Here is a 25,818-nt window from a genome sequence, read left to right on the forward strand (position 1 = left end):
ACCTCCGCCCACAGCCCCGGCCCCGGCCCCGGCCCCGGCCCCGGCCCCGGCCCGCCACGCTGCCCCACGTCGAGTGAAGCCGAAAGAGCCTCCGTCAGCCGTGGGAGCGCTCTGGGACTTTTCTGGGACTTTCGGCTCCATCAACTGGCACGAGCATGAAACAACTGAAAGACCATTCTCCCAGGTCAGCGACCGAATCCCTCTCATCGTCGCAGGCCACCTCGCTGGCTGGTTTCTTCCGGGACATCTGAAAGCTTGCGGAAGAAGCACCGCCACACCCCTTCTGACCTGCACAAATGAGAGTCGAGGTGGGGTGTGACGGAGTCCCTGGGACTTTTCTGGGACTTTGAACCAGGAGCAACGGCTTCCGTGCACCGCGCTCTTCACGTGATAAGTCATCGGAAGGATGCCGGCCGGGGAGAGTCTCGGAAAAGCCCAGTTCAGAGCCCATTTCCTGGCTCGCGATACCGCGAGCTGGCGCCCAGAGCGTCATGACCAACAGTCCATTCCTCCTCTTCGGGACGGAACAGGTTGCCACGATTAGCACTCGAGCCGGACTTCTTCATTAGCGCTGGTCAACGACTGCTTGCAGCAGATTGGTTGGAGGGGATGCGCGGATGGTCTTTGCTCGCGAAGCCTGATCACAACCGTCACGCAGGCTGTTCTCAGCACCTCCGCAAGCCCTCCTCAGGAAAGCGCCTCGGCCATCGCCGCCGTGACATGGGCGGCCGTGGCTGCGTCCGAGGTTGCCACGCGGACCACGAGTGCGACGGTGTCGCCCTTCTCGGTCCGGGCATAAGTGAGGGACCAGGAGGAAGGGGTTCCGTCACCGGCGTCGGTCGGCGCCCATTCCTTCTTCCCCCGCACCGCGGGGAGCAGCAGGCCCGCCGTGGCTTCCGGGACACTCTGCGTGACCTGCCCCCCTTCGTCCTCGGCAACCAGGTGTGGGCCCTTCAGCAGGCCACGGTTGGCGAGGGCCGCCGTCACCCTGGCCAGTTGGAGTGGGGTGACGGTGATGTCCCCGTTGCCGTAGCTTTCGTACCTGCTCTCCGTAACCCGGTTCGGGACCAAAAGCCCGTCATCGCCGAAGCCGAATTCTTCTGCGGTATCGCGCAGTCTCTCCTCTCCCAGTTCCGTGGCCAGCTTTGCCATGTTCTCGTCGCAGGACCTGGCCAGTGCCTCACGGATGGTGGCGTTCGCGCACTCACCCGAGCCGCCATGCGTGGGCTCGTCCACCGTGTCGTACAGGCCGTGGTCCAGAGCCGTCGCGGCGATCACGATGTCGAAGGCCTCGCCGGGCGCGGTCGCCTCACGCAGTGTCCGGTTGAGCATGGGCCTGCTCTTGTCCTCACTCGCCTTCCGCCAGGCCTCTTGGTCCCTCGGAAAGTTGCCGCTGAACGCCGCCGGGTCGTAGGAAGGCGTGCTCACGACAGCCAGCAGTGCCCCCGTCCTGGCGTTGAGCGCGACCGCCGCCCCACGCCGCTCGCCGAGCGCCTCGAAGGCCGCCTTCTGCACCTCCGGATCAATGGTGGTCTCTACGTCGCCCTTGCGGTGGGTCAAGGTGTCCTCGTAGATGGACTCCAGCCCCGCGGCGCCGAAGGCGAGTGACCGATAGCCGGTCACGGGTGCATACAACGCGCCTTCTGTGTAGGTACGCTGATACGGAAACTTCTTGTTCCCGCTCGGCTTGGACCCTGTGACGGGCCTGCCGGCGACGAGAATGTCGCCGTACCCGCCGAGGGTGTCACTCGAACTCGGCTTCATCGCGCTCGTGTTGGGCGAGTCCGTGCCACCAGCACAACCGGCCAGCAGCACGAGGAGCCAGGGCACGACAAGGGAACGCTTGATGAGCGACGGCATGACCACACTCTAGACAACACCGCCGTCGGCGGGGTGGAGAAGTCCGGCTGGAGTAGAGGCCCGCTCGAAGTTCAGTACTGCGTTCGGACAGTCAGCCGCGTACATCAGCAATGTCTCACGCTCTGCCTGGTCAACAGCGAGACCCCACCGGTGCTTGGTGGCCACCAACTCACCGATGTACCGGCAGTAGACGGTCGGCGCGGGCATCCAGGTCGCCGGATCCTGGTCGCTCTTCTGACGGTTAAAGCGGGCGGTGACACCGACGAGGGTGACGTCCGAGCCCAGGTCGTTGGCATACAGACGACGCCGCTCGGTGGTCCAGGCATAGCCACCAGCTGGTGGGAGCGTCATTCGAATCGTGCGGTATTTCGTCCTGCGGTGCGGGGGCGGGTGCATGCTCGGGCGATGGCAGCGACGGCTGCGGGTACGCCAAAGTTCAGCGAGAGCACCGACAACTCCTCCGTCAACGTGTAGCCGAGTCTCAAGCCCACGAGCATGTTGACCAGCATGAGGAGCAGCCAGAGTGGGAGAAAGACGGTCACCGTCATGTTCTGAGTATTTGGAACCGTCCCTTGGCTGTTGCGGACTGCTACGAGCTGCAGGATCACCGCCCATAGGGCGACTCCGGTTGTCAGGATCCAGGGCGTGCGAGCTGAGTCGATCTCCAGTCCGCCCTCGGACCACAGGGCCAGGGCGGCAGCGGTGGGTGCGGCGAAAACAAGTACGGCAAGACCGGCTTCGAGGCGGGGTGGATGCCCTTTGTTGATTCCGCTCGTGGCGTTGAGCAACGCCACGACGAACCACACGGAACAGAACACGGTGACGGCGGCCGCGGCGGGGTTCTGCGCCTGAGGGACCAGGAGTGCGGTAAGGACGAAGACAGTGCCGGTAAGAACAAGTCCCGTGAGTATGAGGCGCAGGGAGCGCATGAGGAGGTCTCCGAGGTGAGGGCGAGCCGCAGGCTCGGTGGCTGAGGACTGGCACCAGGGCTTTGCGCCGCGCCAGCAACGGGCGCACGGCGGACACGCTCATCCGCAATGGGGGGGCGCCTTTCTGGCCACCGCCGTGCTCTGCCGTCTGGTTCGTCGGGCTGGTTGGAGTCGGGGTTCCTATGCGGTGATGCGCATCAGCGTGATGCGTTCGTCTTGGACGGTGAACTCGAAGTGGGAGAGGCCGTTGAAGCCGTCGCCACCGACCTGTGCTGTCAGGGTGATGCTGTCGTCCTGCTTTCTGAGCTCGGTGACCCGCAGGTCGACATTCGCGCCAATGAATTCAGTGTCGCTCCAGTCCCGCATGGCGTCGTGACCGGTGAAGACCCGGCCCCAGTCGTTCACGGCTCCGCCTGGGCTGAAAGTCATCAGCCACCCGTCGGTGTCATGTGCGTTCGCAGCTTCCAGGGAAGCGTTGACGATGGGGGGAAGGGCGTGTCGGGCGGACATGGGGTGCTCCTTGGAGGGAAGGGCGAAAGGAAAAGAGCAGCTGTTCGCCGCCCATCCACCTGCGACAAGCGCCGCTGCTAGAGCGGCCGTGCGAAGGGCAAGCTTCGAGGCGCAGTGGGCCGGGAACAAACGGATCATGTGGGCCGGCCCTCCACGCTGGGTTCGCCAGGCAGCGAAAGCGCTCCTTCTCGAAGGGAAGACGCTGTGCCGAGCTGTTGGCCGAGGTCGTTCAGCAGGGTCCGTGCGTGGATGAGCGCCTGGTCGGAGAGAAGCCGCAGATCCTGCGTGGACTCGCGGATCCCGCGACGTTCCGCTGCGGTGCGGGTGGTCACGGTTTCGAGCCGGTGGACGGCACCTGCGAGACTCCCTGCCCGTTCCTGTATCTGCCGCGGGTTCCGCGCGCCGGAGTACCCCCACTCGGTGAGACGCTCTACGGCTCTTAGCGCGTGACGTTGATGACGTACGGCCCAGCGCCGGGTCACCACCTGCGAGGCGGCTACGGCTGCGGCGCAGCCCAGAAGGGTTTCTCCGGCGCGTGAGGCCAAGAGGGGTTCCAGTGGGAGCGCTGGCCCGGCGGCGTCGGTGAGGAGCAGTGCCATGGGCGTGACGAAAGCCATGGCCAGGGCATAGTTGCGGGTGACGAAGAGCTCTGTGGCGAAGGTGAGGGCCGCCAGGATGAGGGCCGCGACCAGGCCGCGGGGATGGGCCAAAAGGACAAGGCCGGCGACCAGGCAGCCGACCAGGGTGCCGGTCAGCCGTTGTCCCGCGCGCAGGATGGTGGTGGCCGCCTGATTGCCCCGGCCCAGGACCGCTGCGGTTGCTGCCATGGCCCAGTACGGGCGTTCGGCGTCTACGGCGACGGCGACCGAGCCGGCCAGGGCGACGGCGCAGGCGCTGCGCGTCGCCATGAAGACCAGTGGTGACGCCTTGGGGTTGAGAGACCACTGGGCACGGGCGAAGCGGGCGTGGTTCGTGTCCATGTGCAGTAACGGGTCAAAGCCCTGCTCGCTGCGCCGTGGTCTGGCAGTGGAGAGGGCGGCAGCTGCGATGCCGGTGGCCGCGGTGGCGACGATCGCGGCCAACGAGCTGCCGGGCAGAACGGTGCCGAGGGTGCACATCAGGATGAACATCATCGCTCCAGGCGGACGGGTGGCGAGTGCAGCGCACCCGTATGCGACGAGGGCCGTCCACACGGTGGTGATGACTACCGCGGACCACGGCCCGGTGGCCAGGGCGCCGGCGGCCAGGGACACGCTGAGTACGGCTGCGGCTGCGGCGACGTGGGCGGCTTCGCGCCGTGGGGTGCTGTCGGCGGCGTAGAGCGCGGCCAGCGATCCGGTGCTGGCGACCAGACCGGTGTCCGCGTGGCCGGTTGCGGATCCGATCGTTACGGCGAGGCCGGCGCAGGAGGCTGCTGTGATGGCCGCCCGCAGTCGTGCCAGGTTGGGGGCGAGAACGATTAGACCGCTAGTGAAAGCGGGCACTTTCTTCCTCCTTGTCAGGCGTGGCTCCGGGCCTGGCCGGGGGCTGCGGTTGCGGTCGGGCGCAGGGGTTTGCGGGCGGGGCCGGCAGTGGTCAGACTGGGTAGGTGCTGTGGCGGTCGGCGAGGGTGATCCACCGGGTCTCAGTGAAGAATTCGGCCCCCCACTCGCTGCCGAAGTGGCCGTAGCCGCTGTCCTTGACGCCGCCGACGGGGGCCTGCGGTTCGTCGGACACGGAGTGGTCGTTGACGTGGACGGCACCGTGGCGGAGGAGGCGGGCAACCGCGAGTCCGCGGGAGCCGTTTTCGGTGTAGACGGCGCTAGAGAGGCCGTAGGGGGTGTCGTTGGCCAGTGCGACGGCGTCCTGTTCGGTGTCCACTCGGAAGAGGGTGGCCACCGGTCCGAAGACTTCCTCGTGGTAAATGCGCATGTCGGGGGTGACGTCGCTCAGGACCGTGGCCGGGTAGAACGCGCCGTCGGCGTCCCCTCCGCCCGTCAGGAGGGTGGCGCCCTTGGCGAGGGCGTCCGCGACCAGTTCGGCCACACGCTGGGCGGCCCGGGCGTTGATCAGCGGTCCGACGAGGGTGTGCGGGTCCTCCGGGTCGCCCTGTCCAAGGGTGGCGATCTTGGCCAAGAACGCTTCGGTCAAGGCGTCGTACGCGCTGTCCTGAATAATGACGCGGTCGACACACATGCAGATCTGACCGGAGTTCATGAACTTGGCGACGGTGATGCCCGCGGCCGCGTAGGCGATGTCGGCATCGTCGAGGACGATGATGGGGTTCTTGCCGCCCAGTTCCAGGATGGCGGGGGTCAGGTGTTCGCCGGCCAGCTGGCCCACGATCCGGCCGACGGGGGTGGAGCCGGTGAAGTTGACGCGGCGTACGCGGGGGTCGGCGACCAGGGCCGCGACCACTTCGGGAGCGTCCGCACGGTCGTTGGTGACCACGTTGACGACACCTGCGGGCAGTCCCGCCTCGGTGAGCAGGTCGGCGAGGAAGTATCCGGAGGTGATGGGGCCGTCTTCGCTGGGGCGGATGACCACGGGGTTGCCGGTGGCCAGGGCGACGGCGATGGCCCGGGCGCAGAGGATGAGCGGACCGTTCCAGGGGACGAACGCGGCGACGACTCCGGCGGGTTCCCGTACGGCCATCGACCATTCGCCCGGCACGTCGGTGGCGAGGACGGACCCGGCAGGAGAGGTGGCCATGGTCGCGGCCTGACGGATCAGGGTCGCGGACATGTGGATGTTGAAGCTGGCCCAGATGCGGGTGCCACCGGTCTCGGCGGTCATGATCTCGGTGAATTCAGCCACGCGTTCTTCGAGAAGGTCGGCGGTGTCGTTCAGGATCTGCCGGCGCGTGGATGGTGCGGTGGTTGCCCACCCGGTGAATGCTTCCTGCGCGGCGGTGACGGCGAGCTGGATGTCGGCCGGTTCGGCTGCGGGCACGCGGACGAAGGCTGCGCCGGTGCGGGGATTGGTGTCGTCGGTGGTGCGGCCGGAGACGGCGGGGATTTCCTTGCCTCCTATCAGCAGACCACGGGTGGAGGCGGTGGGCAGAGGGATCACGGTCATGGGGGAACTCCTTGGGCTGAACGACTGGCAGGGGAAGGGGGTGCCGGTGCGGCGCTGTGAGGGCGCCGCACCGGCGCTGCACGGGGTACCCGTCCGCGCGCGGCCTCCTCTTGGAGGGGCCGCTTGGCGGGCAGCGGTCAGTTGTGCGGGTGGAGGAGGTCTTCCAGGCCGATGCGGGTGAGGAATTCGGCGCGGATATGGTCGGCGACGGCGCTGACGGTTTCGCTGCCGTCGTTGGCGGGGTCGATGTGGACCCGGAACGGGCGCCTGCCGTGCTCGGTGCCTACGACCTCGACGATGGCGTCGGCGACCTGGGAGACGTCGGCGTCGGCCGGGGCGAGGTCCGCAAGGCGCTGGGAGACCTGGTCCATCAGGCCGGCGTAGTGGGCCTCGTAGTCGGGCACGACGGTCTGGTCGCTGGGGCGTCCGCCGGTGGCGAAGTGGTTGGTGCCCCGGGTGAAGGACCCCGGGACGATGATCGAGGTCTCGACGTTGAAGCGGGCCAGTTCGGCGGCGTACGAGACGGCGAGCGCGTCCATGGCTGCCTTGGCCGCGAAGTAGGGGGCGAGGTATGGCGGGGTGCCGCCCTTGGTGGAGGTGGAACCCACCCAGAGGACCAGTCCTTCGCGGCGGGCACGCAAGTGGGGCAGGGCGGCCCGGTTGACGCGTTGGGTGCCCAGCACGTTGGTGTCGTAGACGGCGATCATCTCGTCGGGGGTGAATGCCTCGGTGGGGCCGGTCACCATGTGGCCGGCGTTGTGGATGACCACGTCCAGCCGTCCGGCCTCGGACAGGACCGTGGTGATGGCCGCGTCCGCAGACTCCTGCGAGAGGACGTCGAGTTCGACCGTGCGCAGGTCGACGCCGTGCTCGGCGGCGTATGCCTTGGCGTCCGCGACCCGCCCCGCATTGCGGGTGGTGGTGTTGCGCATCGCCGCGTACACGGTGTGCCCGGCATCGGCGAGCGCGCGGGCGGCCAGGGCGCCGAAGCCGGAACCGGCGCCGGTGATCAGAATGGTGCTGCTCATGGGAGTGTCTCCTGTTGGTGCGGTGGGTGTGTTGAAGGCTGGTGGATGGAGGAGGCGGCGAACGGTCTGGGTAACGGGTTCGCCGCCGGCTGGAGGTATGGGGTCCGGGGCGCCGCGTAGACCCGGTTGGACGGGTGTGAGTGGAACCGCGGTGTGGGGCGGCGGCTCGGTCCGGTGCGCGCTGGGGCAGGTCAGCTGGTGCCGGTGTGCGGGGCGAGAAGGTCGGCGAGGCCCAGGCGGGTCAGGAAGTGGATACGGATGCGGTCGGCGACCTCGCTGATTTCCTCGGAGCCGTCGTCGGCCGGGTCGACGTGGACGCGAAAGGGCCGTGTCCCGTGCTCTGCATCGACGACCGCGACAATCGCGTCGGCGACCTGTTCAGCGCCCGGGTCGTGGGGTGCCATGGCGGCCAGGCGCCGGGAGACCTGTTCCATGAGCCCGGTGTAGCGGCGCTCGTAGGCATGGACGGCCTTGTGATCGCCCGGGCGGGAGCCGATCGCGTGGTGGCCTGCACTGCTGAAGGAGCCCGGGACGATGATCGAGGTCTCGACGTTAAAGCGGGCCAGTTCTGCGGCGTAGGAGACGGCGAGCGCATCCACAGCCGCTTTGGACGCGATGTACGGGGCCAGGTAGGGCGGGGTCCCGCCTCTGGTGGACGTGCATCCGATCCACACGACCAGGCCGTGCTGCTGGGCGCGCAGGTGGGGCAGGGCCGCCCTGTTGACCCGCTGAGTGCCCAGCACGTTGGTGTCGAAAACTGATGCAAGTTCCTGCGGGGTGAACGCCTCGGTGGGGCCGGTGCTCCTGCATCCGGCGTTGTGCACGACCACGTCGAGGTGTCCCGCCTCGGCGGTGATCCTCGCGATAGCCGCGTCCGAAGACCTCTGCGACAGGATGTCGAGTTCGACAGTGCGCAGGTCGACGCCGTGGACGGTGGCGTACCGGCGGGCGTCGGCAACCCTCAGGGCGTTGCGGGTGGTGGTGTCGCGCATGGCCGCGTAGACGGTGTGGCCGGCCTCGGCCAGGGCGCGGGCTGTCAGGGCCCCTAAACCGGTACCGGCGCCGGTGATGACGATGGTCTTGCTCATGTAGGCACCTCGAGGACGAGCCGGGGTTATCCCCAGGGCAGGTGGGCCGCAGGCCGGAGCCCGCAGTGTGCTGGTGATCCGGGCCGCGGAAGTGGCAGCGTCGGGTGCCAGCCCCGGGTGGTGTGCCGGGTGTACGGCGTGCGGATGCGGTACCCAGGACGGTGAGGGTCAGGCGAAGGTGATGACGGAGCGTCCGCCGCCCGCGCCGGCGGCCATGGCGTCGAGCGCGGCCGGTGCCTGTTCCAGGGTGATCGGCGTGACGGAGGGCAGGATGTTGTGCTGCGCGGAGAAGGCGAGGGCGTCCCGCAGGTCGTGGGGCGACCCGGACGGGGATGCCATGACCCGCAGACGGTTGAGGACCATGGGCTGGGTCGGCAGGGTCAGCGGGTCGCTGCCGTAACCGCACAGCAGCAGCGTGCCGTCGGGGGCCAGTCCGCCTAGGGTGGCGGAGGCCGCGGCGGTGGACGGGGCTGCGTTGAGAACGAGGTTTGCGCCGCCGTCCCAGGCTTTGAGCGCCGTAGCCGGGTCGGTGTCGGCGGAGGCGATGAACAGTTCGGCACCGAGTTCCTTGGCCTGCTCTTCGCCGCGTGCGGAACGGCCGATGACGGCGACCCGGGCGCCCATGGCGACCGCGTAGCGCACGGCGAGCGCTCCGATGCCGCCCGCCCCGATCACCGCGACGCGGGAGCCGGCCTTCGCGCCGCCCTGGCGCAGTCCGTTGAAGGCGGTGACGCCCGCGCACATCAGCGGGGCTGCGGCCACCGGGTCGAGGCCAGCGGGCAGAGGCGTGACGAAGGATGCCTTGAAGAGGGCGTACTCGGCGTACCCGCCGTCAGCGACCACGCCGGTGATCCGCTTGCGGGGGCAGAGAATCTGTTCTCCGGCGGCGCAGTACCCGCAGTTGCCGCAGGAGTCGTAGAGGAACTGTGCGCCGACTGCGTCGCCAGCGGTGAGGCCGGTGACGCCCGGGCCGGTCGCGGCGATCGTTCCGGTGATCTCGTGGCCAGGCACGACAGGGAAGCGGGCGAAGGGGTAGTGGCCGCGCAGCAGGTTGAGGTCGGAGAAGCAGACACCGCAGGCGGTGATCTTCACGAGGACCTCGCCGGGCCCGGGCTCGGGTACGTCCCGCTCGGTGAGGGACAGGGGTGCTCCGGCGGCGGTGGCTATAGCTGCACGCATCAAAGGGCTCCAAGAAGAAAGGGGTGCACGGTTCCCGGAATGCGATGTATGCGGTTCGCGTCCGGTTACCCGGGGGTGTCTCCCGGTGTGTCTCCACGATCTCCCGGTGGCCGGTGGCGGCGACACGGGTTGCCCGGCCAGCACTTCCAAAGATCCGGACAGGCTCCCGCAGCGCAACATGCCTGGTCATGCCTGTTGCCCGCCGTACTCTCCTCGCCTTTGAGGAGGGCAGGCAGGCAGCGTCCGATGGACTTATCGGGGCGGAGCCGCAGTCTGGAAACCAGTACGGAAGGTGGCGCGGTAGGCAGTCGGGGTGGCTCCGACCTGGCGTGCGAACTGCAGGCGGAATGCTTCGTGGGTGCCGAAGCCGACGCGCTCGGCGATCCTCCCCACAGTCAGGTCGCTGGTCTCCAGCATCTGCTTGGCCCGCTCGATGCGTTGCTCACTGAGCCAGGTCACCACAGTGCTGCCGGTGACCTCGCGGAACTTGCGGCTCAGCGAGCGGACACTCATGTGGGCGTGCGCGGCGACATCGTCCAGCGTGAGCGTGCGGTCGAGGTTTTCGCGCATCCAGTCGAGCGTGTTGCCCAGACCTCTGGTGTCCGAGGGCCACGCGTGCATCACGAACTGGGACTGGCCACCGTCGCGGTGGGGCGGGAACACCAGGATGCGGGCGGTCCGGTTGGCCCGTTCGCTGCCCAGGTCACGACGCAGGATGTGCATGCACAGGTCCATGCCCGACATCACTCCGCCCGAGGTCAGCACCTGGCCGTCGTCGATGTACAGATGGTGGTCGATGACCCGGACATCGGGGTACCGCTCCTGCAGCAGGCGCGAGAACATCCAGTGCGTGGTCGCCCGCCGTCCTGCCAGGACCCCGGCCTGGGCAAGAGCGAACGCACCGGTGCAGATGCTCACCATGCGGGCACCCCGCCGGCCCGCGGCGCCGATCTGGGCCAGCAGCTCCGGGGCGACAGCGGCCATCGGGTCGCCCATGCCCGGCACGATCACCGTGTCCGCCTCGCTCAGCGACTCCGGCGGGCGGACGTCCCGCATCGCCATCCAGTCGCCGAGCGTGCCCGAGGGGCCGGCCGCCCCGACGAGGTACGTCTCGTAGGGCGCCAAGTCCCAGTTGGGCAGGGGCCGGTCGAGATCCGGCTTCGGACCGAACACGTCCATCGGCACGGCCAGGCCGAGGGGAACCAGATTCGGCAGGACGACCAGAGCCACCCGGTGCGGCGCCTGTCCTCCAGGTCTCCGCCCCGTCACAGGCCGTCCAGTGCACTGTGGAAGTCCGCCAGCAGATCATCCGGGTCCTCCAGCCCCACAGCGACGCGGATCGCCCCGGGGGCAATGCCCGCCGCAGTCAGTGCGTCGTCGTCGAGCTGGCGATGGCTGGTCGAGGCGACGTGGGAGACTCCGGTGGCCGTTCCGCCCAGCGAAGTGACGATGTGGCACAGCCGGAGACTGTCGCAGAGTCGCAGAGCCGCCTCCTTCCCCCCACGGGGAGTGAGCGTGACGACCCCTCCGAAACGTCCGGACGCGAGAACGGCTTCGGCAAGGGCGTGATCCGGGCGCCCGGGCAGGCCCGGGTACTCGACCCTCTCGACCGCACGGTGTACGGCAAGTCCTTCGGCGAGACGCGCGGCTGTGCGGTTCTGCCGCTCGACCCGCAACGGAAGAGTCTGCAGCCCCCTCAGCAGAAGGAACGCCTCGTCCGGTGCGAGCGATCCACCCAGATCCGTACGCAGGGCACGCACGGCATCCAGGTGCTCACGCTCGCCGACGACGACCCCGCCCGTAGCATCGCTGTGCCCACCGATGTACTTGGTGGCGGAGTGCACCACCAGATCCGCGCCCATTGACAACGGGCGGCACACGACCGGGGTCGCGAACGTCGAGTCGACTGCGAGCAGCGCTCCGCCGGCGTGGGCAACCGCAGCGAGGGCCGGGATATCGGCCACCCGCAGCGTCGGGTTGGAGATCGTCTCGCACCACACCAACCGGGTGGTGTCCGTCATCGCCGCCGCCGCTTCCTGCGGCGAGTCAGCGAACGAGACACCGATGCCCCAGCGGGGCAGCACACGGGTCAGGACGTGATGCGTGCCGCCGTACAACCGCCGCTGCGCCACGACATGGTCACCGGCGGAAAGAAAGGCGAGCAGGGTGGTGGTGATGGCGGCCATGCCTGACGCGAAGGGCTGCCCGTCCTGACCACCTTCCAGCCCGGCGACGGCCTGGGCGAACGCGTCGCTGGTGGGGTTGTCGATCCGACTGTAGGCGTAACCGCGGGTGTGGTCGGACATGACCGTGGCGAAGGAGTCCGAGGAGTCGAAGGTAAAGGTGGCGGTGCGGTGCACAGGAGGCGCACTGGCCCGCCCCAGCAGGCCGGTCTCGGGCGCCGGAGGGTGCACGGCTCGGGTCTGCAATGCGTCCTCGCGCCGGTGTGCCGGCGTCATCGTGACATTCCTTCGGCCGACGGCGCCGGGGCGGGGCCGGTTCTCGGGTCCGGCCAGCTCCTGAACAGGCCGTCAGGCGTCAGGACGGGCAGCCCGCGGCGCACCCAGTATTCATAGCCGCCCAGCATCTCCTTGACCCGGTAACCGAGCAGGGCGAACTGCTGGGCGGCCCGAGTCGCCGAGTCGCAGGCGGGCCCCCATCCGTAGGTAACGACCACGAAGCCCGGGGGTACGCGCCCTGCCGCCTCCGTGGCGACGGACTCGGCCCGCATCGGGATCGCGCCGGGCAGGTGCCCATTCCGCCAGCTCTCGTGCGGCCTCGTATCGATGATGACGAGGCCGTCGGCGCCGGCCTCCAGGTCAGCGGCGACGTCGTGGACGTCGGTGTGGATCTGCAATTGGGCGGTGAACCGGGCGGCCACTGAGTCGGCGGCGCGGGGAGGGGGAAGATCACGTCTGACGAGGGACATTCAAGCTTCCTTCGGAAGAGCAAGGGGACGGCGAAGGGACGTCCCCTGCGATCTTCCGGTGGCTGGCCCTGGGTCCGACAGTGGCGAAACTGCTGGTTACCGTGAAAATCCCGCCACAACAGGACCGGTGGAGGCTGAGGAAACTCCGAGACCGAAAGCCCTGCGGTACGCGGTCGGCGAGGTGCCCATCACGCGGTGAAAGTGGTGCCGGAAGGTAGCGGGGCTGTCGAATCCCGCCATGGCTCCCACCTTCTCGACCGGCACGTCCGTGCCTTCCAGCAGCGGCAGAGCCGCGCGGACCCGCTGATCAACAATCCACCGTATTGGGCTGGTACCCGCACGCTTCTGGAAGTGCCGTACGAAGCTGCGCTGGCTCATGTTCGCCTGCATGGCCAGATCGTCCAGCGTGATGGTGTCCGTCAGGTGCTCCAGTGCCCAGCCCATCGCTCGCCCCACAGCGTCGTCCTGGCGGGGCGCGGGCACCGCCGCGTCGATGTACTGCGCCTGCCCTCCCTCGCGGTGCGGCGGAGCCACCATGTGCCGCGCGACGGTGTTCGCCGCCACAGCGCCGAAATCCGTCCGCACGATGTGCAAGCACAGGTCAATGCCCGCCGTCGAGCCGGCGCTGGTGAGGACCTGGCCGCAGTCCACGTAAAGGACGCTCGGGTCCACTCGGACTGCCGGGTGGCGCGAGGCGAGAAGCGGCGCGAACTTCCAGTGCGTCGTGGCATCCAACCCGTCCAACAAGCCCGCGTCGGCAAGAGTGAATGCGCCGGAGCAGATGGACACGATGCGCGCACCACGCCCGTGAGCCCGCCGCAGCGCGTCTCGGACATCCTCGGGCGTCGTCCCCATAACGTTGGCCCCGGGCACGATCACGGTGTCCGCGAGATCGAGCGCCTCCAGGCCGTGATCGGCCTCCACGGTCATGCCGCCCGCGATCCGGAAAGGGCCACGGCGGGCGGCACAGACCCGCAGATCGTACCAGGGAAGATCCAGCTCGGCACGTCGCAGCCCGAAGATCTCCACCACGATCCCCAGCTCGAACGGAGCCATTCCGTCATAAACCAGTGCCGCGACCACATGAGTCCTCGGAACCGGGTTGTCAGTGTCCACAAGAAGCCAGGCTACGGCCGCCAGCAGGCGGTTCTGCTGGCGGCCGGTGTTGTATGCACAACAATCACGCCCGCCGCTCAAATGGCGTCCAAACCGGATTGGACCCACCGCCCGTCGGCGAACCGAAGGTAGCCCCCTCATGCTGCTCGACACCATCGGGAGCCCAAGGAAATCCGCATCGTGCCGGCGGGGGCGACCGCTTCTACACGGCTGGGGCGGAGGTGACCAGGGTCCCGCCGCAGTCGGCCGCGATGTCGAACAGCCGGTCCTACTCTTCCTGGTCGACGGCGAGCTGCCAGCGGCGCTTGGTCGCGGTCCACTCCGCGGCGTACCTGCACAGGGTCTCCTGGGCCGGGGGCAACCACTCGAAGGGATCTTGATCGGCCTTCGACCGGTTCGAGCGGGCCGTGACCGCGATCAGACTGGTGGCCCGCTGCTGATCGTTCGCGTATGCCTCACGTCGCCGAATCCCACGCCTCGGCCAAGGGTGAGCTTGTTCCGCTTTGACGGACACCATTGGTGTGGTAGTCAGGCTGCGAGTGCGGTCTCGTACTCGGCGGGGCTGAGGTAGCCGAGGCTGCTGTGCAGTCGGTGCAAGTTGTACCAGCCTTCGATGAAGTCGAAGATCGCGGTGTGGGCGGTGGCCCGGGTGGGCCAGGCGGAGGTGCCGAGCAGTTCGCGTTTGATGGTCGAGAAGAACGACTCGGCGAGCGCGTTGTCCCAGCACTGACCGGTGCGGCCGACGGATAGACGAACTCCGAACTGGTCGGCCAGGGAGGCGAATTGCTGGCTCGTGTATTGGCAGCCGCGATCCGAGTGGAAGATCACGGGACGGGTGGGGCGACGCTGCCGGCAGGCAGATTTCAGCGCGTCGGCCACCAGATCGGTTCGCAGGTGATCGGCGGTTGCCCAGCCGACCACGCGCCGGGAGGCGATGTCGATGACCGTGGCCAGATAGAGCCAGCCCTCGTCGGTCGGGATGTATGTGATGTCGCCGCACCAGCGGGTGTCGAGCCCGGTGCGGTCGGGCTGGAAGTCCCGGGCAATGAGGTCGGGGCGCCAAGCAGCCCCGGGATCCGGGATCGTGGTCGCCTGCCGTCGTCTATGGTGCCGGCCCTGCAGCCCGGCAGCCCGCATCAGTCGTGCGACACGACGGCGGTCGCACCCGGCACCCTCGCGTGTGAGCACGGCATGCACGCGCGGAGCCCCGTAGGTCCCGCGCGATCGCGCATGGACCTCGGTGATCTGTTCGGTCAGCTCAGTATCCCGCACCGCCCGGGGGCCGGGCAGGCCGGAGCGACGGGCGTAGAAGGCGGTCCTGAAGACCTTCATCAGCTCACACGCCCGTTTGACGCTGTGACCTGCACGCTTCTCCGCCTCGATGAACGGGTGCACCGTCACCGGGTCTCCTTCGCGAAGAAAGCTGTGGCTCGCTTGAGGACGTCGACATCCTCACGCAGCCGGCGGTTCTCCCGCCGCAACGCGGCCAGTTCCTCGCGCTCACTGCTGGTCAGCCCGTTGCGCTCGCCCGCGTCGACCTCGGCCTGCTTCACCCAGTCCCGCACCGCGGTCTCGGTCAGTTCGAAGTCCTTGGCGACCTGACCGACCGACCGGTCGCCTCGTCGGCACAGACCGACGATCTCAGCCTTGAAATCCGGCGTGAACGAACGACGAGGGCGGCGAGGCTTCTTCTTCCCCATGCTCTCCATGATGGACATCCTCCCGGGGCTGAACCCCAGATCTCGAATGTCCGTCAAAGCGGATCAAGCCCAACCAGCGGCTGCACGGTCTGCAGGGGCAACCCGGCTTCGCTCCGGACCCCCGGCCGGCGATCCCGGCGAACAGCCCGCGCTGCTGTCCCACGCCTTCACTCTCGCCTGCGACCACGGGCTGACAATGACTGAACTGGCTTACGAGTTGGCTTGGAGCGCAGCCCAGGTGCGGCGCATGCTCGGTGTCGAGGAAGACCGGCCAGCCCTCCGGCTGGTCAGTAGCTCGTAGTAAAGGCTGATTGATAGGGCCCTACGGCCTAAACCCCACCGTAGAGGCGTGATCACCCCGCAGTGAGGCCCCCGAGCGGTTCACGGCTCAGGGCTCGTGAATCACCGGCTCTTGCGGGGGCCGGGAATCTTCGACAGCAGTTCCCACAGAGGCTGTCCACCGCTCGCCCAGGCCGCAAGGCTCCGCCGGTCGGCCAGGTGCATATCAGCTGAGCAGCCCGGGGTGCGCAACGCGCGGAGAACCGGCCGTTCGTGACGACGAGGACGATGCCGCGCCGTAGAGCTGACGGGCGGTCCCGTTGACCCGCTGCAGGTCCGGGGTGCGGACCGAAGACCCGCGGTCACCGGCCGCTCGGTGCTTGCACTGGATGACCCAGGTCCGGCCATGGGGTCGGTGGCCAGGACGTCGGCGCCGTTGTCGCCAGCCCCGCCGATCTGCCGGGCGTCGGTGCCTCCGTCACGGCGCATCAAGTCACGGATGGCGTACTCGAAGTCCTGGTGATGCAGGGCATCCAGCTGCGGCAGCGCATAGCGCAGGGCTGCTGCTGTACCCGCGCCCAAGCCTGTTGCTGCTGGAACCGGTGAAACCACCAGGCCCCGCCCACCGCAGCGCACGCTCCCAGTACGACGAGCACCCACCAGTTCGTCACCAGCCAGGAGAGCACCGCCGAAACCACCGCTATGGCCATGGCCTCGCCCACGACGAGGAGCAGCAGGTCTTCCTGCCGCCGCTGTCTGCTGCGCCCCGCTGCCGCGGCCGCCACGCCGGCAGACGCCGCGCGGCACAGCCCGCATGACCTGGAAAGAACGCCTGGTCTCCTTGGGAGCCCTCTGGGACTTTCCTGGGACTTTCGGCCGCATCAAGGGGCACAAGCGTGAAACAACCGAAAGGACATTTCCCCAGGTCAGGGGCTGATGGTCGATCGTTCCTGCAGGTCAGCTGAGCGACTGCTCTCTTCCGGGACATCTGACGGGCGGGGTGTCGTGCCCCTTGGCGGCAAGGGGCACGACACCTCAATGTGTCACCTGACCTGCTAATACCTACCTTTACGACCCTCCACTGATCCCTGTTGTCTTTCAGCACCTTGTGCAATGCATGTGCAAGATGATCTTAAATAAATGACGACACGTCAGGAATACCTGAGTGCCCGTCAGTCTTTACGGAGGGTTGCGCGATGTGGAGGTCCTGGACCCAGTCGACGAAGATCAACGCATCCCAAGACGCCCTCTCCGCACCCCGCTGGACAGCCGCCTTCAACCACGTCACCCCACCCGAGATCGTCGCCGGCCTCACCACCGCTCTGGCCCGCGACTACGCCGTAGCCGACGCTGGGCGCCCTCGACTGGGAGGTCGTCGACGCCCCGGAGGCCAACGTCCACGCGACCAGCCCGGACGGCCGCGTCTACGTCGGCTGGCTTCCCGAGGACGCCACCGCCTGGCAGCGCGACATCATCTGGCAGATCCGGGTACAGCCCGCGGACGGCGAGGCCTGGATCCAGGAGTTCGGTCTCTACACCCCCACCGAGGCCGTCGCCGGATTCCTCGCCGCCCTCGTCACCCACTCCCCCGCCGACCACTGAACCACTGAGGGCCGGCGATGGCCCGCCCCGTTCACCGGAGCTCGCTCACCCGTCCGCCCCACAGAGGGTCCCGACCCGTGCGCATGCTCCTGGCCACCCGCCCCGGCTACCGCCGCAAATGCGCCTTTGCCCGGCGCTGCACCTGCTACTACCTGCCCGGCCAGTACGGCCGTCGTACCAAGACCATCCGCCGCCGCGCCGCCCGCCGTGCCGAGGTGCGCCAGTGGCAGCGCGACCTCGCTGAATAACGGTGCTCCCGGCACCCATCGATCCGGCCCCCTCTTCCCGTACCGCTCTCGGAGGTTCCCTCGCCCCACCACCTGACCGTCGGCCACCTGCTCCGCCAGCTCGAGGGGCTCGACCTCAACCTGCCGATTCGCCTCGCCATCAACCCCGACTTCCCCTTCGCCCACTACGTGGGGGCCGATGTCGTCGTCCGGGACGGCATGGCGTTCATCGCCGACGACGGCCAAGAGGGCTACCTCCCGGGAGGCGCGTGCGACGCCCTCTCCTGGGCCTGACCCGTTCCCTCAACATCACGGAGGCTTCCATCTCATCGCGACACCGCCCGTCGTCCGTCCTTCCGCTGCACGGCCTCGCCGTACGCCCCATGCCGGACGGCGTAAGCGGCGCACTGGTCCAGCGCGTCTCCGCCCACCCCGACGGCCCGCTCGACATCACATGGCACGCCGCCGAAACTCCAAGACTCCCCCTCGGCCGCATCCGTCTCCGCTGGGAGCCCGCCTCCCCCGGAGGCTGGGACGTCACCGCCCACCTGGGCCTGGCCACCACCGAGGTGCACCTCGCCTCCTGGCCCGCCGCCCCGGACAACTGGCCTCGCCTGATCCGTCCGACCGTCCACGAGGTAGTCGGCCTGTGCGCCGCCCTCACGTTCGCAACCGACGCCCTCGACCTCTCGAACCGTCTCGCCGAGGTCTGACCGAGAACCGCAAAAGGCTGCCCCGCGCCGATCAGGCAGGGGCGGCCTTGCCGTACGCCCAGCCGCGTACGGTACGACTCAGCTCTGGATGTCGGGTCCAAGTACGTGAGGGCTCGCCAAGCGCTGGATGGAGACGTGGGCACCCTGGCATACGGGCTGGGTCAGGCGGCGCCGGGCTCCTCCAGCGCCACCACGACCATCACCGGCAGATCTGTGTCCTGCTGGATCACGCCGGCAGTCAGGATCCGGGCGTCGAGGGTCCACTTCTTCACCGTAATGAACTCGTCCCGGTCCGCCTCCGTCGGCTCGGCTTCGATGAGGTGGCCGGCAAGCGGGGATTCCTCGACCGCCGGGAGGAAGTCGGCCAGCGCTTGCTCCCCCTCCTCGTAGACAGCTTCCAGGTCGTCGAAGTAGCCCGACTCGTCGACGTCGCGGATCCAGACGGCGAACGAGACGCTGACCGTTCCACTGGTAAACGTCTGGATCCAGGCCCCGATGCTGCCCTTGTCCCACGACGTCTCCACGCCGTGGCGGGGTTTACCTCCGGGCGTCCACTCCTGGGCCGAGAACCGCGCGGCCGCGCCCTCGGCAGTCAGCGGGGCGAGGCCCCGGAGCTCTTCCAGCATTGCGATCACTGCAGCCATGAACTCATTCCACTCATGCCGTTGCCGGGCACGTGATACGCCTTCAGCTGCCCGCTGGCATAGGCCTCGGGGAAGGCCTTGGACAGCACTTCGTTCACATGCGCGGCACCCCATTCATTGGACACCATATAGCGGACCCCCTTGCCTCCCAGATCCTCGTTGAGGGCGAGCAGTTTGTCGGTCTGTGCCGTGAGCCGACCCTCGTTGTAGTACTTGAAATCTGGGTTGTACGGAGACTTCTCCCATTCGCCGATTCTGTCACCGCCGGTCCACTTCGCCTCTGTGATCCAGCCGTCCCGCGGGCCTCCGTCGACGTGGACCTCCCGGCCGTCCGGCAGGATCCACTGCTGCTCGTAGCTCTGATCCGTGACGAGCCGCTGGTATCGGAACGACGCGCGTTCGAGCAGCTTGTCCGTCAGCCAGCCCAGACCTTTGAACTGCGAGTACGGCGACAGGCCGAGGGGGTCGCAGACGGTGAACGGGTTGTGCACATAGGCGACCGGATTCGGTGCGGGGCCGAGGCCGAGGGGGTCCGGGGAGGTGTAGCGACCGGTCTCCGGGTCGTAGTGGCGGAAAAGGTTGTAGTGAAGCTCGGTCTCCGGGTCGTAGTACTGGCCGGGGAAACGCAGCGGGTTATAGGCCGTGCTGGAGCGAGCCCATGCGGTGGTGCCCCAGAGGGTGCTCCTCGCGCGCCAGGCGATCTCGCCTGACTCCTCGACCAGCTCGGTGGGCGTTCCCACGAGGTCGGTGGCGATGGCGAAGAACCGGCGGTCGATCTCCTCCTGACGGCTGTCCGGAGTGAGGAGGCGCTCCGTCTGGGACAGCGGCACCAAGCCACGATGGTCCCAGGTGAGGGCGACCACGTGCGAGAGATCCGGTGTCTGGACGATCTGTTCGCACAGCGTGGTTCCGTCCCAGGTGAAGCGGACCTCCTCTGCGACACTCTCGCCGTCGTCGGCAAGGCGCTGCTTTGCGGTCCGACGGCCCAGCGGATCGTAGCGATAGCGCCAGCGGGTGCCGTCGGGGGTGACCACGGCGGAGAGTCGGTCCTCGGCGTCCCACTCGTAGCGCCAGGTGTCGGGCTTGCGTGAGAGGCGGGTTTTCTGGCGCAGGGTCACCCGGCCAAGGGCGTCGTGTTCGAAGCGGACGTTGCCGGCCCTTGTGACGGAGGTTCCGGTGTAGGAGCGGGGACCGGTGGCATCGTGGCCGGGATGGGAAGGCCGGCCAGGAGGCCGCCGTCTGATTGCCGGCCGGGTCGTAGGCGTAGCGCTCGGTCCATCCTTCTGCGTGGACAGCGGTGACCCGGCCGGCCGGGTCCAGATCGAATGCGCGGGAGCCCGACAGATCGTCGGTCACGGACGTGAGATGGCCGTCGGCGCGGTGGGCGTAGTGACGGTGGTTGAGTGAACGGCCCTCGATGGTCAGGTGCTGGGCGCTGATCCTTCCGGCCTCGTCCCAGGCGGAGGCAAGGCTGAGGGAGCCGCCGAAGACGCGCTCGAGTTCCCGGCCGGCCGCGTCGTGGGTGAAGGCTATCTCGCGGCCGCCGCTGGTTATCCGGGCGGCACGGCCGGCGGCGTCGTAGCCGTACTCGGTGACCGCGCCGGTAGGGGTGACGCGGCGGGCCCGGCGGCCCAGTCTGTCGTAGGCATAGTTCATGGCGCGGCCGTCGACGAGTTCGGTCTTGGTCCGGCCGCGCCGGTCGTACGTGTAGAGGATCTCGCTGTCCGGTCCGGCAGCGTGCAGCAGGCGTCCGGCCCGGTCGTACGCGTAGGTGGTCACCTTGCCCGCCACGTCCTTGCGGACCGCTTGGCCGAGCTGGTCGTAGGTGTAGGACACGGTCCGGCCGAGGGCGTCGGACCGGGCGGTGAGCTGCCCGGCGGCGTCGTACCGGTAGGTGCGGGTACGACCGTCGAAGTCCGTCTCGGAAGCGAGTCGTCCGGCGGCGTCGTATGTGTAGGACCAGGTGCCGTGCGGGCCGGTGACCCGAGTCAGCCGCAGGTCCGCGTCGTGCTCGAACGTGTGGCGGGTACCGTCGGGCCCTATTCGGGCGGTGAGCAGGTCGAAGTGGGTGTAGTCGAAGCGGGACATGCCGTCGGCCGGACCGGTATGGCTGAGGGGGTTCCCCTCGCCGTCGTGCGTCCACGACTCGGTGGAGCCGTCCGGGGCGATGCGGCGGGCGAGGTTGCCGTCCTCGTCCAGGACGACCCGGGTGACGCTCCCCATCGGGTCGACGGTGCGCACGATCCGGCCCAGGGCATCGCGTTCCAGGCGGGTGGTGCCGCCGGACGGGTCGGTCACTGCCACCGGCAGCCCTGCTGCGTCGCAGCGCACGGTGGTGGTGGCGCCGAGGGCGTCTGTGACGGTGGTCAGCCTGCCCCGGCCGTCGTAGGCGTACCGAGTGGTGGCACCGGCCGGGTCGGTGACGGCGGTGCGGCTGCCGTGTTTGTCGAATTCCTGGAGCCAGCGGGCACCGTCCGGCCCGCGGAATTCCGTGGACAGCCCCGACAGGTCGCGCACAGTGCGCAGTTCACTCCCGTCGGGACGGGTGACGGCGAGCAGGCGGCCGTTCTCGTCGTGGGTGAAGGCGGTGGTGCGGCCCAACGGATCGGTGCGGGTGAGCGTGTTGCCACGGGCGTCATGGGTGAAGCGGGTGGTGTGGCCGAGCGGATCGGTGGTGGCCACCACCCGGCAGTGGCGATCGATCTGGTGCCGGGTCGTGTGTCCGCCGGCCGTGGTGAGGCTGGTGGTGCGGCCACCGGTCTCCGGGTCGGGTTCGGTGTAGGTGAGGGTGATCTGGATGTGGCCGGCCTGACCGCCTTCGGCGATGACGCGGTCGCGGTCGTCGTATGTGTAGTCGTAACGGCTGTTGTTGGAGTCGACCCAGGCGGTGACGCGGCGGCGGCCGTCGTGAACGAAGGTGGTGGTGGCACCGGACGGCTTGACGACAGTGGTGAGGTTTCCGTCCTCGTAGCCGTAGCGCATCAGAGGCAGGTCCTCCCCGTTCTTTCCCGCTCCCTCCAGGGACAGCGCCGTGACCCGCCCGTCGCTCATCTCGACGGCCACCCGACGGCCCGCAGAACAGGTGAGGGCGAGCGGAGTGCCGTTTTCGGTACGTTCCACGGCCCACCAGTTGCCGTGGCGGTCTTCGACCCGGTCCAGCCAGCCGTCACCGTCGCCGCCCGGTTCGCTGTCCTCCGGCGCGGCGAAGTGCCGGACCAGGCCCGTACCGGGATCAGTGACGGTGTAGTCGCCGTCCGCTTCACGGGCCAGCAGTGTGCGGGCCGTCCCGGACTCCGGGGTGGTCGGGGTCCCTGGGGCGGGGTGCGGATAGGAAATCAGGAGGCCGTCGGCGGTGACGTGGACGACGCCGGACGCGTCGATCTCCAGGCGCTCGTCGACAGTGGAGGTCCAGGAGAGACCGAGGAACCTGCCTGCCAACAGGCCGGACTCGGTGCGGCGGGTGAAGACCAGCGGCAGGGTTCCCGGCAGCACCAGATCGGTCTGGGGCAGGAACATCCGGCCCGAGGCGAGGTCGACAGGGTCGGTGCCGGAGACCACGCGATGCCCGTCGGGGCGGTTGTGGGTGCCGTCGGGAACGTTGTCGAGCAGCCTCCGGGCACGGGATGCCTTGGCCGCGTCCACGGCGAGGCGGACACCCTTGACGACGCCCCCGCCCCCGCCGGTGGCCACGGTCAGTGCCGCGTCGGGCAGCAGCCGACCGAACCCTTCCGCGGGGTCCTTCATGAAGTCGCTGATCATCTGCTTGCCGGTACCGACCGGGTCGTTGGCGGCGACCAGCAGGCCGGCGGCAAGACTGTTGAGGCTGGTGGCGTACTCGGCGGGGTGGGTGATGTTGTACGCATCCAGCGGATTGATCCCCCGGACGAAGTTCACCAGCCCTGCGGTGCCTTTGATGACGCCGCCGCCGACGTGGTCGTTGATGATCTGCAACTCCTGCAGACCGTCACCTACCTGCTGTGCGTACGAGGGCTTGTCCGGGGCCGTGTCGCGGGCGGCGCGGACGGCGCTCCGGGCAGTCTCTGCGGCAGTGTTCCGCTGCTCGCGAGCCTGGGCGAGGAGTTCCTGCGCATCCTGCATCAGCGATTTGCCCGGGTCATCGAACGTCGACGCGGGACAGGGCGGCAGAGTACTGGGGTTGCGCTGCTCGGGGGCCTGCGCGTTGTAGAGGTCGACGGCCTTGTTGTAGTCGTCGATCCGCTTGCGATGTGCGTCGGCCGCGTCCTGAGAGGCCTTGACGCCTTCCTTCCACACGTCGATCGCCGTCTGCGCCTGGTTCTGTGCCCAGGTGACGGTTCCGGCGTACGCCTCCAGCGCGGCCGCCGCCTTCTCACAGGCATCGGCACCGGTGAACCACTTCGGCGGTTGGGTATTCACCGCGGTGCGCAGCGCATCCGCTGCCTCACCCTTCAGCCGCGAGGAGTCGAGACCCTTCAACCCGCCGCCGGCGTCGTCGAATGCTTCCTGGAACGAGCGGAGCTGCGTCGCCGTGGAACGGATGTTGCCGGGGCTCCCGTAGACCAGCTTGGCCTTGTCCTCGGTCTGCCCGAGGTCCATCTCCTCGACCTCGGCGCCCATCCGGTTCGCCACCGAACGCGACTGCTCCCGAACCCAGTCCGAACCGGATTCCCAGCCCACGTCGTCCAGCCGGTCCGCTGTCCAGTTCCCGGCATCCTCGACCCGGTCGCCGGCCCATTCGACACCGTCCTCAACCACGTCCTCGACCGAGTCCGGCGTGATGTCCCTGATGAAATCTCCGACGCCCATCCTCAGCCGCCCCCGCCCGTGTCCGAGCCACCCTGTCGTTGTGCCTGCTGGGCACGTTCCTCGGGCGACGGCCCGAACGTGTCGTCCAGCGCCCGGTCCCACTGGCCGTCACTGAGGCCGAGCTCGTCCTTGAGCCTCTCCGACTGCCGACCACCCTGCCCCTCGGTAAGAACGGTGCGTCCGGTGTCCTTCCAGGTTTGCTCCATGTCCTGGCCGGCCTTCTCGAACGACTCGGCGCTCCAGTCCGGGTCCAGGTAGTCGGGAGTGAAGACGTCACCCCAGTTCTGCTGGGTGATGTCCTCCTCACTGGCATGCGGGTTGCCGCCCATCACGGCATTGACGCCGACCTTCAGCGAGCCCTCGACGTACTGGTCGTGCTCCCACTGTGTGCCCGCCGCCAGCCCGAGACGCGATGCGAGCTCGCTCGCGTCGCTCACCAGGGCACGCACGCCCCACTCCCACCGCTCGCAGAAATCCTCGAAGTCCACCGACAGCCCGTGGTGCCCGGCTTCCATTCCCGTCATGGCAAGACCCGAGAACCCCTTGCCCATCACCGACCCGGTGGCGCCGCCGAGTTCGCCGAGCTGATCGATCGTCGCGCCCACGCCTTTTGTGAACTTCGCGACCGACCCTTGGTCGAAGGCCAGGTTCGCTTCGTCAGTGCCCATGGCTGCGTACCTTCTCCGTGGCGCCGGCGTCGACTGCGACGCTGTCCGGGACGATTCCGGTGACCGGCGGGAAGAACATCGCCCCGTCCTCGTTGGCGATGTCCACTGCGAGTCCGCCGGGCTCGTCCAAGGCCGGCACGATCTCGTCCACGATCCGCGCCCCGAGCAGCGCGACGTAGTCCATCAGACGATCACCCTGACCGTGGTGAATGGCGAAGCGGGCCAGCGCCGCATCGTCCGTGAACGCACAGATCCACCGAACACCGCCCGATCGGGCACTCCACAGACCGGGCCCCACCGATGGGACCAGGAGAACCGTGCGCCGCATCTCACCCACCAACGCCTGCGCATTGCCAACTCCCGCCCTTTGCTCGGATATTCGTTGGGCGAGCATCGTCCTCGGCTGTCCCACGCGTCCCCCTCGTCCTGGTCGGCTGATGCCCCGTAGAATAGGACGAGCGTGCGGGTGAAGTGGTTCTTCCTCGTCCAGGCTGACGACCTCGTAGTCCCGCAGTTCGCGTACGAGCTGAGAGGCGAGGAACCAGCCGATCTGGGGGTGGTCGTAGGGCAGGGGAGCGTCCGAGGCGGCGAGGGGCTGGATGCCGTCGGCGGTGTACTGGTACGGGGTGCCGATGACGCCGTAGAGCGGGAACCGCGTGGCCAGCAGGGCGACGTGGCCCTGGCTCCTGAGCCGGGGGCACCGCCGGGCCGCCATCCGGGCGTGCTCCAGACACACCGGCGGCTGCGCGGTCTTCACCGGCCCGGTGTAGTCGTCGCCGTCGTCGGCCGTCTCTACGAAGAGGATGCCGTCGCTGCGCTTCAGCGGGACCGTGCACACCTGGCAGCGCAGGAGCGCCGTCGTGATGCGCTGGCGGAGCGGGTGCACCAGCCGCCACCTCGGGTTCCCGGTGGGCTGTCCCGCGAAGCCGAGTGACATGGAGTACCGGGCCCACAGCACGCCGCGGAGATCTCGGTCGGGCCCTGCCTCGTCCTTGTACCCGAGCCGCGGGCGCCGGTCAGGACCGATGCGTACGTTCAGGTTGAGGAGGGAGTCCGCCTCTTCGCCTTCACGGGCGGTGATGTACGGAACGACCAGGTCGGCTGCGGTGATCGTCATGCCGCGCTTCCGACCGTGAGCGCGAGCGGCCGGTGGGGGGCGACGATACGGCCGTCGGGGAGGAGTTCTCCGGTGTCCTCGAAGACAAGCACTCTGTTGCACAGCAGGCTCCAGCCCTGCTCAGGGTGGTGCGCGACGGGTCGCGCGGCCTCCCTGTCGGGCGCCATGGCCGTGGGGCACGGCGGGTTGTGCGCACACATGGTGCTCGTCCTCTCGGGTGGGAAGTTGGGCCCTCTTCGGCCAGCTACGGTGCCGTGGGGGAACACGGTTCGGGCACGGCCGAAGAGGGGGACTTGTGGCACCGCCCCATGAAGGCCGCTATGGCTGCTGCGCTGTAGCCGTCGAAGCGCCCCAGGGTGGTGGCAGTGCGGTCGCCCTCGAGCGTGA

23 protein-coding genes and 2 pseudogenes are annotated in these 25,818 nt (G+C 68.5%); 4 read left to right on the plus strand and 21 right to left on the minus strand.

The window, feature by feature from the left end; genetic code table 11:
• Positions 1 to 687 precede the first annotated feature (687 nt).
• The 16 genes from P8A20_RS07605 to P8A20_RS07685 form a co-directional block, all read right to left on the minus strand.
• Positions 688 to 1,860, minus strand: coding sequence for a penicillin-binding transpeptidase domain-containing protein (locus tag P8A20_RS07605; RefSeq protein WP_306103183.1), 1,173 nt, complete (start codon positions 1,858 to 1,860; stop codon positions 688 to 690).
• A 9-nt stretch (positions 1,861 to 1,869) separates the two neighbouring features.
• Positions 1,870 to 2,211: an HNH endonuclease family protein gene (locus P8A20_RS07610; protein WP_306103184.1), complete on the minus strand. Its 342-nt coding sequence runs from the start codon at positions 2,209 to 2,211 to the stop codon at positions 1,870 to 1,872.
• Positions 2,208 to 2,789: a hypothetical protein gene (locus P8A20_RS07615; RefSeq protein WP_306103185.1), complete on the minus strand. Its 582-nt coding sequence runs from the start codon at positions 2,787 to 2,789 to the stop codon at positions 2,208 to 2,210. Before P8A20_RS07615 ends, P8A20_RS07610 begins: the two co-directional genes overlap by 4 nt.
• Positions 2,790 to 2,969: 180 nt before the next feature.
• A complete protein-coding gene (locus P8A20_RS07620; RefSeq protein ID WP_306103186.1) occupies positions 2,970 to 3,299 on the minus strand; it encodes a nuclear transport factor 2 family protein in 330 nt (109 codons plus the stop codon).
• 134 nt (positions 3,300 to 3,433) lie between these two features.
• Positions 3,434 to 4,783, minus strand: coding sequence for an FUSC family protein (locus P8A20_RS07625; protein WP_306103187.1), 1,350 nt, complete (start codon positions 4,781 to 4,783; stop codon positions 3,434 to 3,436).
• Positions 4,784 to 4,874: 91 nt separating this feature from the next.
• The gene (locus P8A20_RS07630) at positions 4,875 to 6,356 is read right to left on the minus strand and encodes an aldehyde dehydrogenase family protein (RefSeq protein ID WP_306103188.1); all 1,482 of its coding nucleotides are present in this window, start codon (positions 6,354 to 6,356) and stop codon (positions 4,875 to 4,877) included.
• Between the two features lie 137 nt (positions 6,357 to 6,493).
• Entirely contained in the window at positions 6,494 to 7,384 is an 891-nt protein-coding gene (locus P8A20_RS07635; RefSeq protein WP_306103189.1) for an SDR family NAD(P)-dependent oxidoreductase, read from the minus strand.
• A 191-nt stretch (positions 7,385 to 7,575) separates the two neighbouring features.
• A complete protein-coding gene (locus P8A20_RS07640) occupies positions 7,576 to 8,472 on the minus strand; it encodes an SDR family oxidoreductase (protein WP_306103190.1) in 897 nt (298 codons plus the stop codon).
• 168 nt (positions 8,473 to 8,640) lie between these two features.
• Positions 8,641 to 9,651, minus strand: a complete 1,011-nt coding sequence (locus P8A20_RS07645) for an alcohol dehydrogenase catalytic domain-containing protein (protein ID WP_306103191.1) — start codon at positions 9,649 to 9,651, stop codon at positions 8,641 to 8,643.
• Positions 9,652 to 9,903: 252 nt separating this feature from the next.
• A complete protein-coding gene (locus tag P8A20_RS07650; RefSeq protein ID WP_306103192.1) occupies positions 9,904 to 10,881 on the minus strand; it encodes a GlxA family transcriptional regulator in 978 nt (325 codons plus the stop codon).
• Positions 10,882 to 10,916: 35 nt separating this feature from the next.
• Positions 10,917 to 12,110, minus strand: a complete 1,194-nt coding sequence (locus P8A20_RS07655) for a trans-sulfuration enzyme family protein (protein ID WP_306103193.1) — start codon at positions 12,108 to 12,110, stop codon at positions 10,917 to 10,919.
• Positions 12,107 to 12,580: a rhodanese-like domain-containing protein gene (locus P8A20_RS07660; protein WP_306103194.1), complete on the minus strand. Its 474-nt coding sequence runs from the start codon at positions 12,578 to 12,580 to the stop codon at positions 12,107 to 12,109. The genes P8A20_RS07655 and P8A20_RS07660 overlap by 4 nt, the downstream gene beginning before the upstream one ends.
• Before the next feature lie 96 nt (positions 12,581 to 12,676).
• On the minus strand, positions 12,677 to 13,696 hold the full coding sequence (locus P8A20_RS07665) for a helix-turn-helix domain-containing protein (RefSeq protein ID WP_306103195.1): 1,020 nt from the start codon (positions 13,694 to 13,696) through the stop codon (positions 12,677 to 12,679).
• A gap of 528 nt (positions 13,697 to 14,224) precedes the next feature.
• On the minus strand, positions 14,225 to 15,097 hold the full coding sequence (locus P8A20_RS07675) for an IS3 family transposase (protein ID WP_306103196.1): 873 nt from the start codon (positions 15,095 to 15,097) through the stop codon (positions 14,225 to 14,227).
• The gene (locus P8A20_RS07680; protein WP_371930258.1) at positions 15,094 to 15,405 is read right to left on the minus strand and encodes a transposase; all 312 of its coding nucleotides are present in this window, start codon (positions 15,403 to 15,405) and stop codon (positions 15,094 to 15,096) included. Before P8A20_RS07680 ends, P8A20_RS07675 begins: the two co-directional genes overlap by 4 nt.
• Before the next feature lie 393 nt (positions 15,406 to 15,798).
• Positions 15,799 to 16,557, minus strand: a complete 759-nt coding sequence (locus P8A20_RS07685) for a restriction endonuclease (RefSeq protein ID WP_445978186.1) — start codon at positions 16,555 to 16,557, stop codon at positions 15,799 to 15,801.
• Between the two features lie 314 nt (positions 16,558 to 16,871).
• Here P8A20_RS07685 and P8A20_RS07690 point away from each other — a divergent pair.
• The 4 genes and pseudogenes from P8A20_RS07690 to P8A20_RS07710 all read left to right on the plus strand — a co-directional run.
• Positions 16,872 to 17,003, plus strand: a pseudogene (locus P8A20_RS07690) (DUF317 domain-containing protein); the annotation flags it as partial.
• Positions 17,004 to 17,025: 22 nt separating this feature from the next.
• Complete coding sequence (locus P8A20_RS07695) at positions 17,026 to 17,277, plus strand: SPDY domain-containing protein (protein ID WP_147958325.1); 252 nt, start codon at positions 17,026 to 17,028, stop codon at positions 17,275 to 17,277.
• Between the two features lie 77 nt (positions 17,278 to 17,354).
• The gene (locus P8A20_RS07700; RefSeq protein ID WP_187282069.1) at positions 17,355 to 17,525 is read left to right on the plus strand and encodes a hypothetical protein; all 171 of its coding nucleotides are present in this window, start codon (positions 17,355 to 17,357) and stop codon (positions 17,523 to 17,525) included.
• Positions 17,526 to 17,887: 362 nt separating this feature from the next.
• A complete protein-coding gene (locus P8A20_RS07710; protein WP_147958268.1) occupies positions 17,888 to 18,217 on the plus strand; it encodes an esterase in 330 nt (109 codons plus the stop codon).
• A 161-nt stretch (positions 18,218 to 18,378) separates the two neighbouring features.
• Here the strand turns inward: P8A20_RS07710 and P8A20_RS07715 are convergent, their stop codons facing one another.
• From P8A20_RS07715 to P8A20_RS07745, 5 genes and pseudogenes are all read right to left on the minus strand, one after another.
• A complete protein-coding gene (locus P8A20_RS07715; RefSeq protein WP_147958269.1) occupies positions 18,379 to 18,861 on the minus strand; it encodes a hypothetical protein in 483 nt (160 codons plus the stop codon).
• Positions 18,849 to 23,646: pseudogene (locus P8A20_RS38660) on the minus strand (putative T7SS-secreted protein). The gene P8A20_RS07715 and the pseudogene P8A20_RS38660 overlap by 13 nt, the downstream one beginning before the upstream one ends.
• Positions 23,647 to 23,648: 2 nt before the next feature.
• Entirely contained in the window at positions 23,649 to 24,314 is a 666-nt protein-coding gene (locus P8A20_RS07735; protein ID WP_306103197.1) for a hypothetical protein, read from the minus strand.
• Positions 24,304 to 24,708: an SseB family protein gene (locus P8A20_RS07740; protein ID WP_371606759.1), complete on the minus strand. Its 405-nt coding sequence runs from the start codon at positions 24,706 to 24,708 to the stop codon at positions 24,304 to 24,306. The genes P8A20_RS07735 and P8A20_RS07740 overlap by 11 nt, the downstream gene beginning before the upstream one ends.
• Before the next feature lie 719 nt (positions 24,709 to 25,427).
• Positions 25,428 to 25,631 carry a DUF5999 family protein gene (locus tag P8A20_RS07745; RefSeq protein ID WP_306103198.1) on the minus strand — a complete coding sequence of 68 codons (204 nt, stop codon included), beginning with the start codon at positions 25,629 to 25,631 and terminating at the stop codon, positions 25,428 to 25,430.
• Between the last annotated feature and the right edge of the window lie 187 nt (positions 25,632 to 25,818).

Source organism: Streptomyces sp. Alt3 (assembly GCF_030719215.1).
Lineage (GTDB): Bacteria > Actinomycetota > Actinomycetes > Streptomycetales > Streptomycetaceae > Streptomyces > Streptomyces glycanivorans.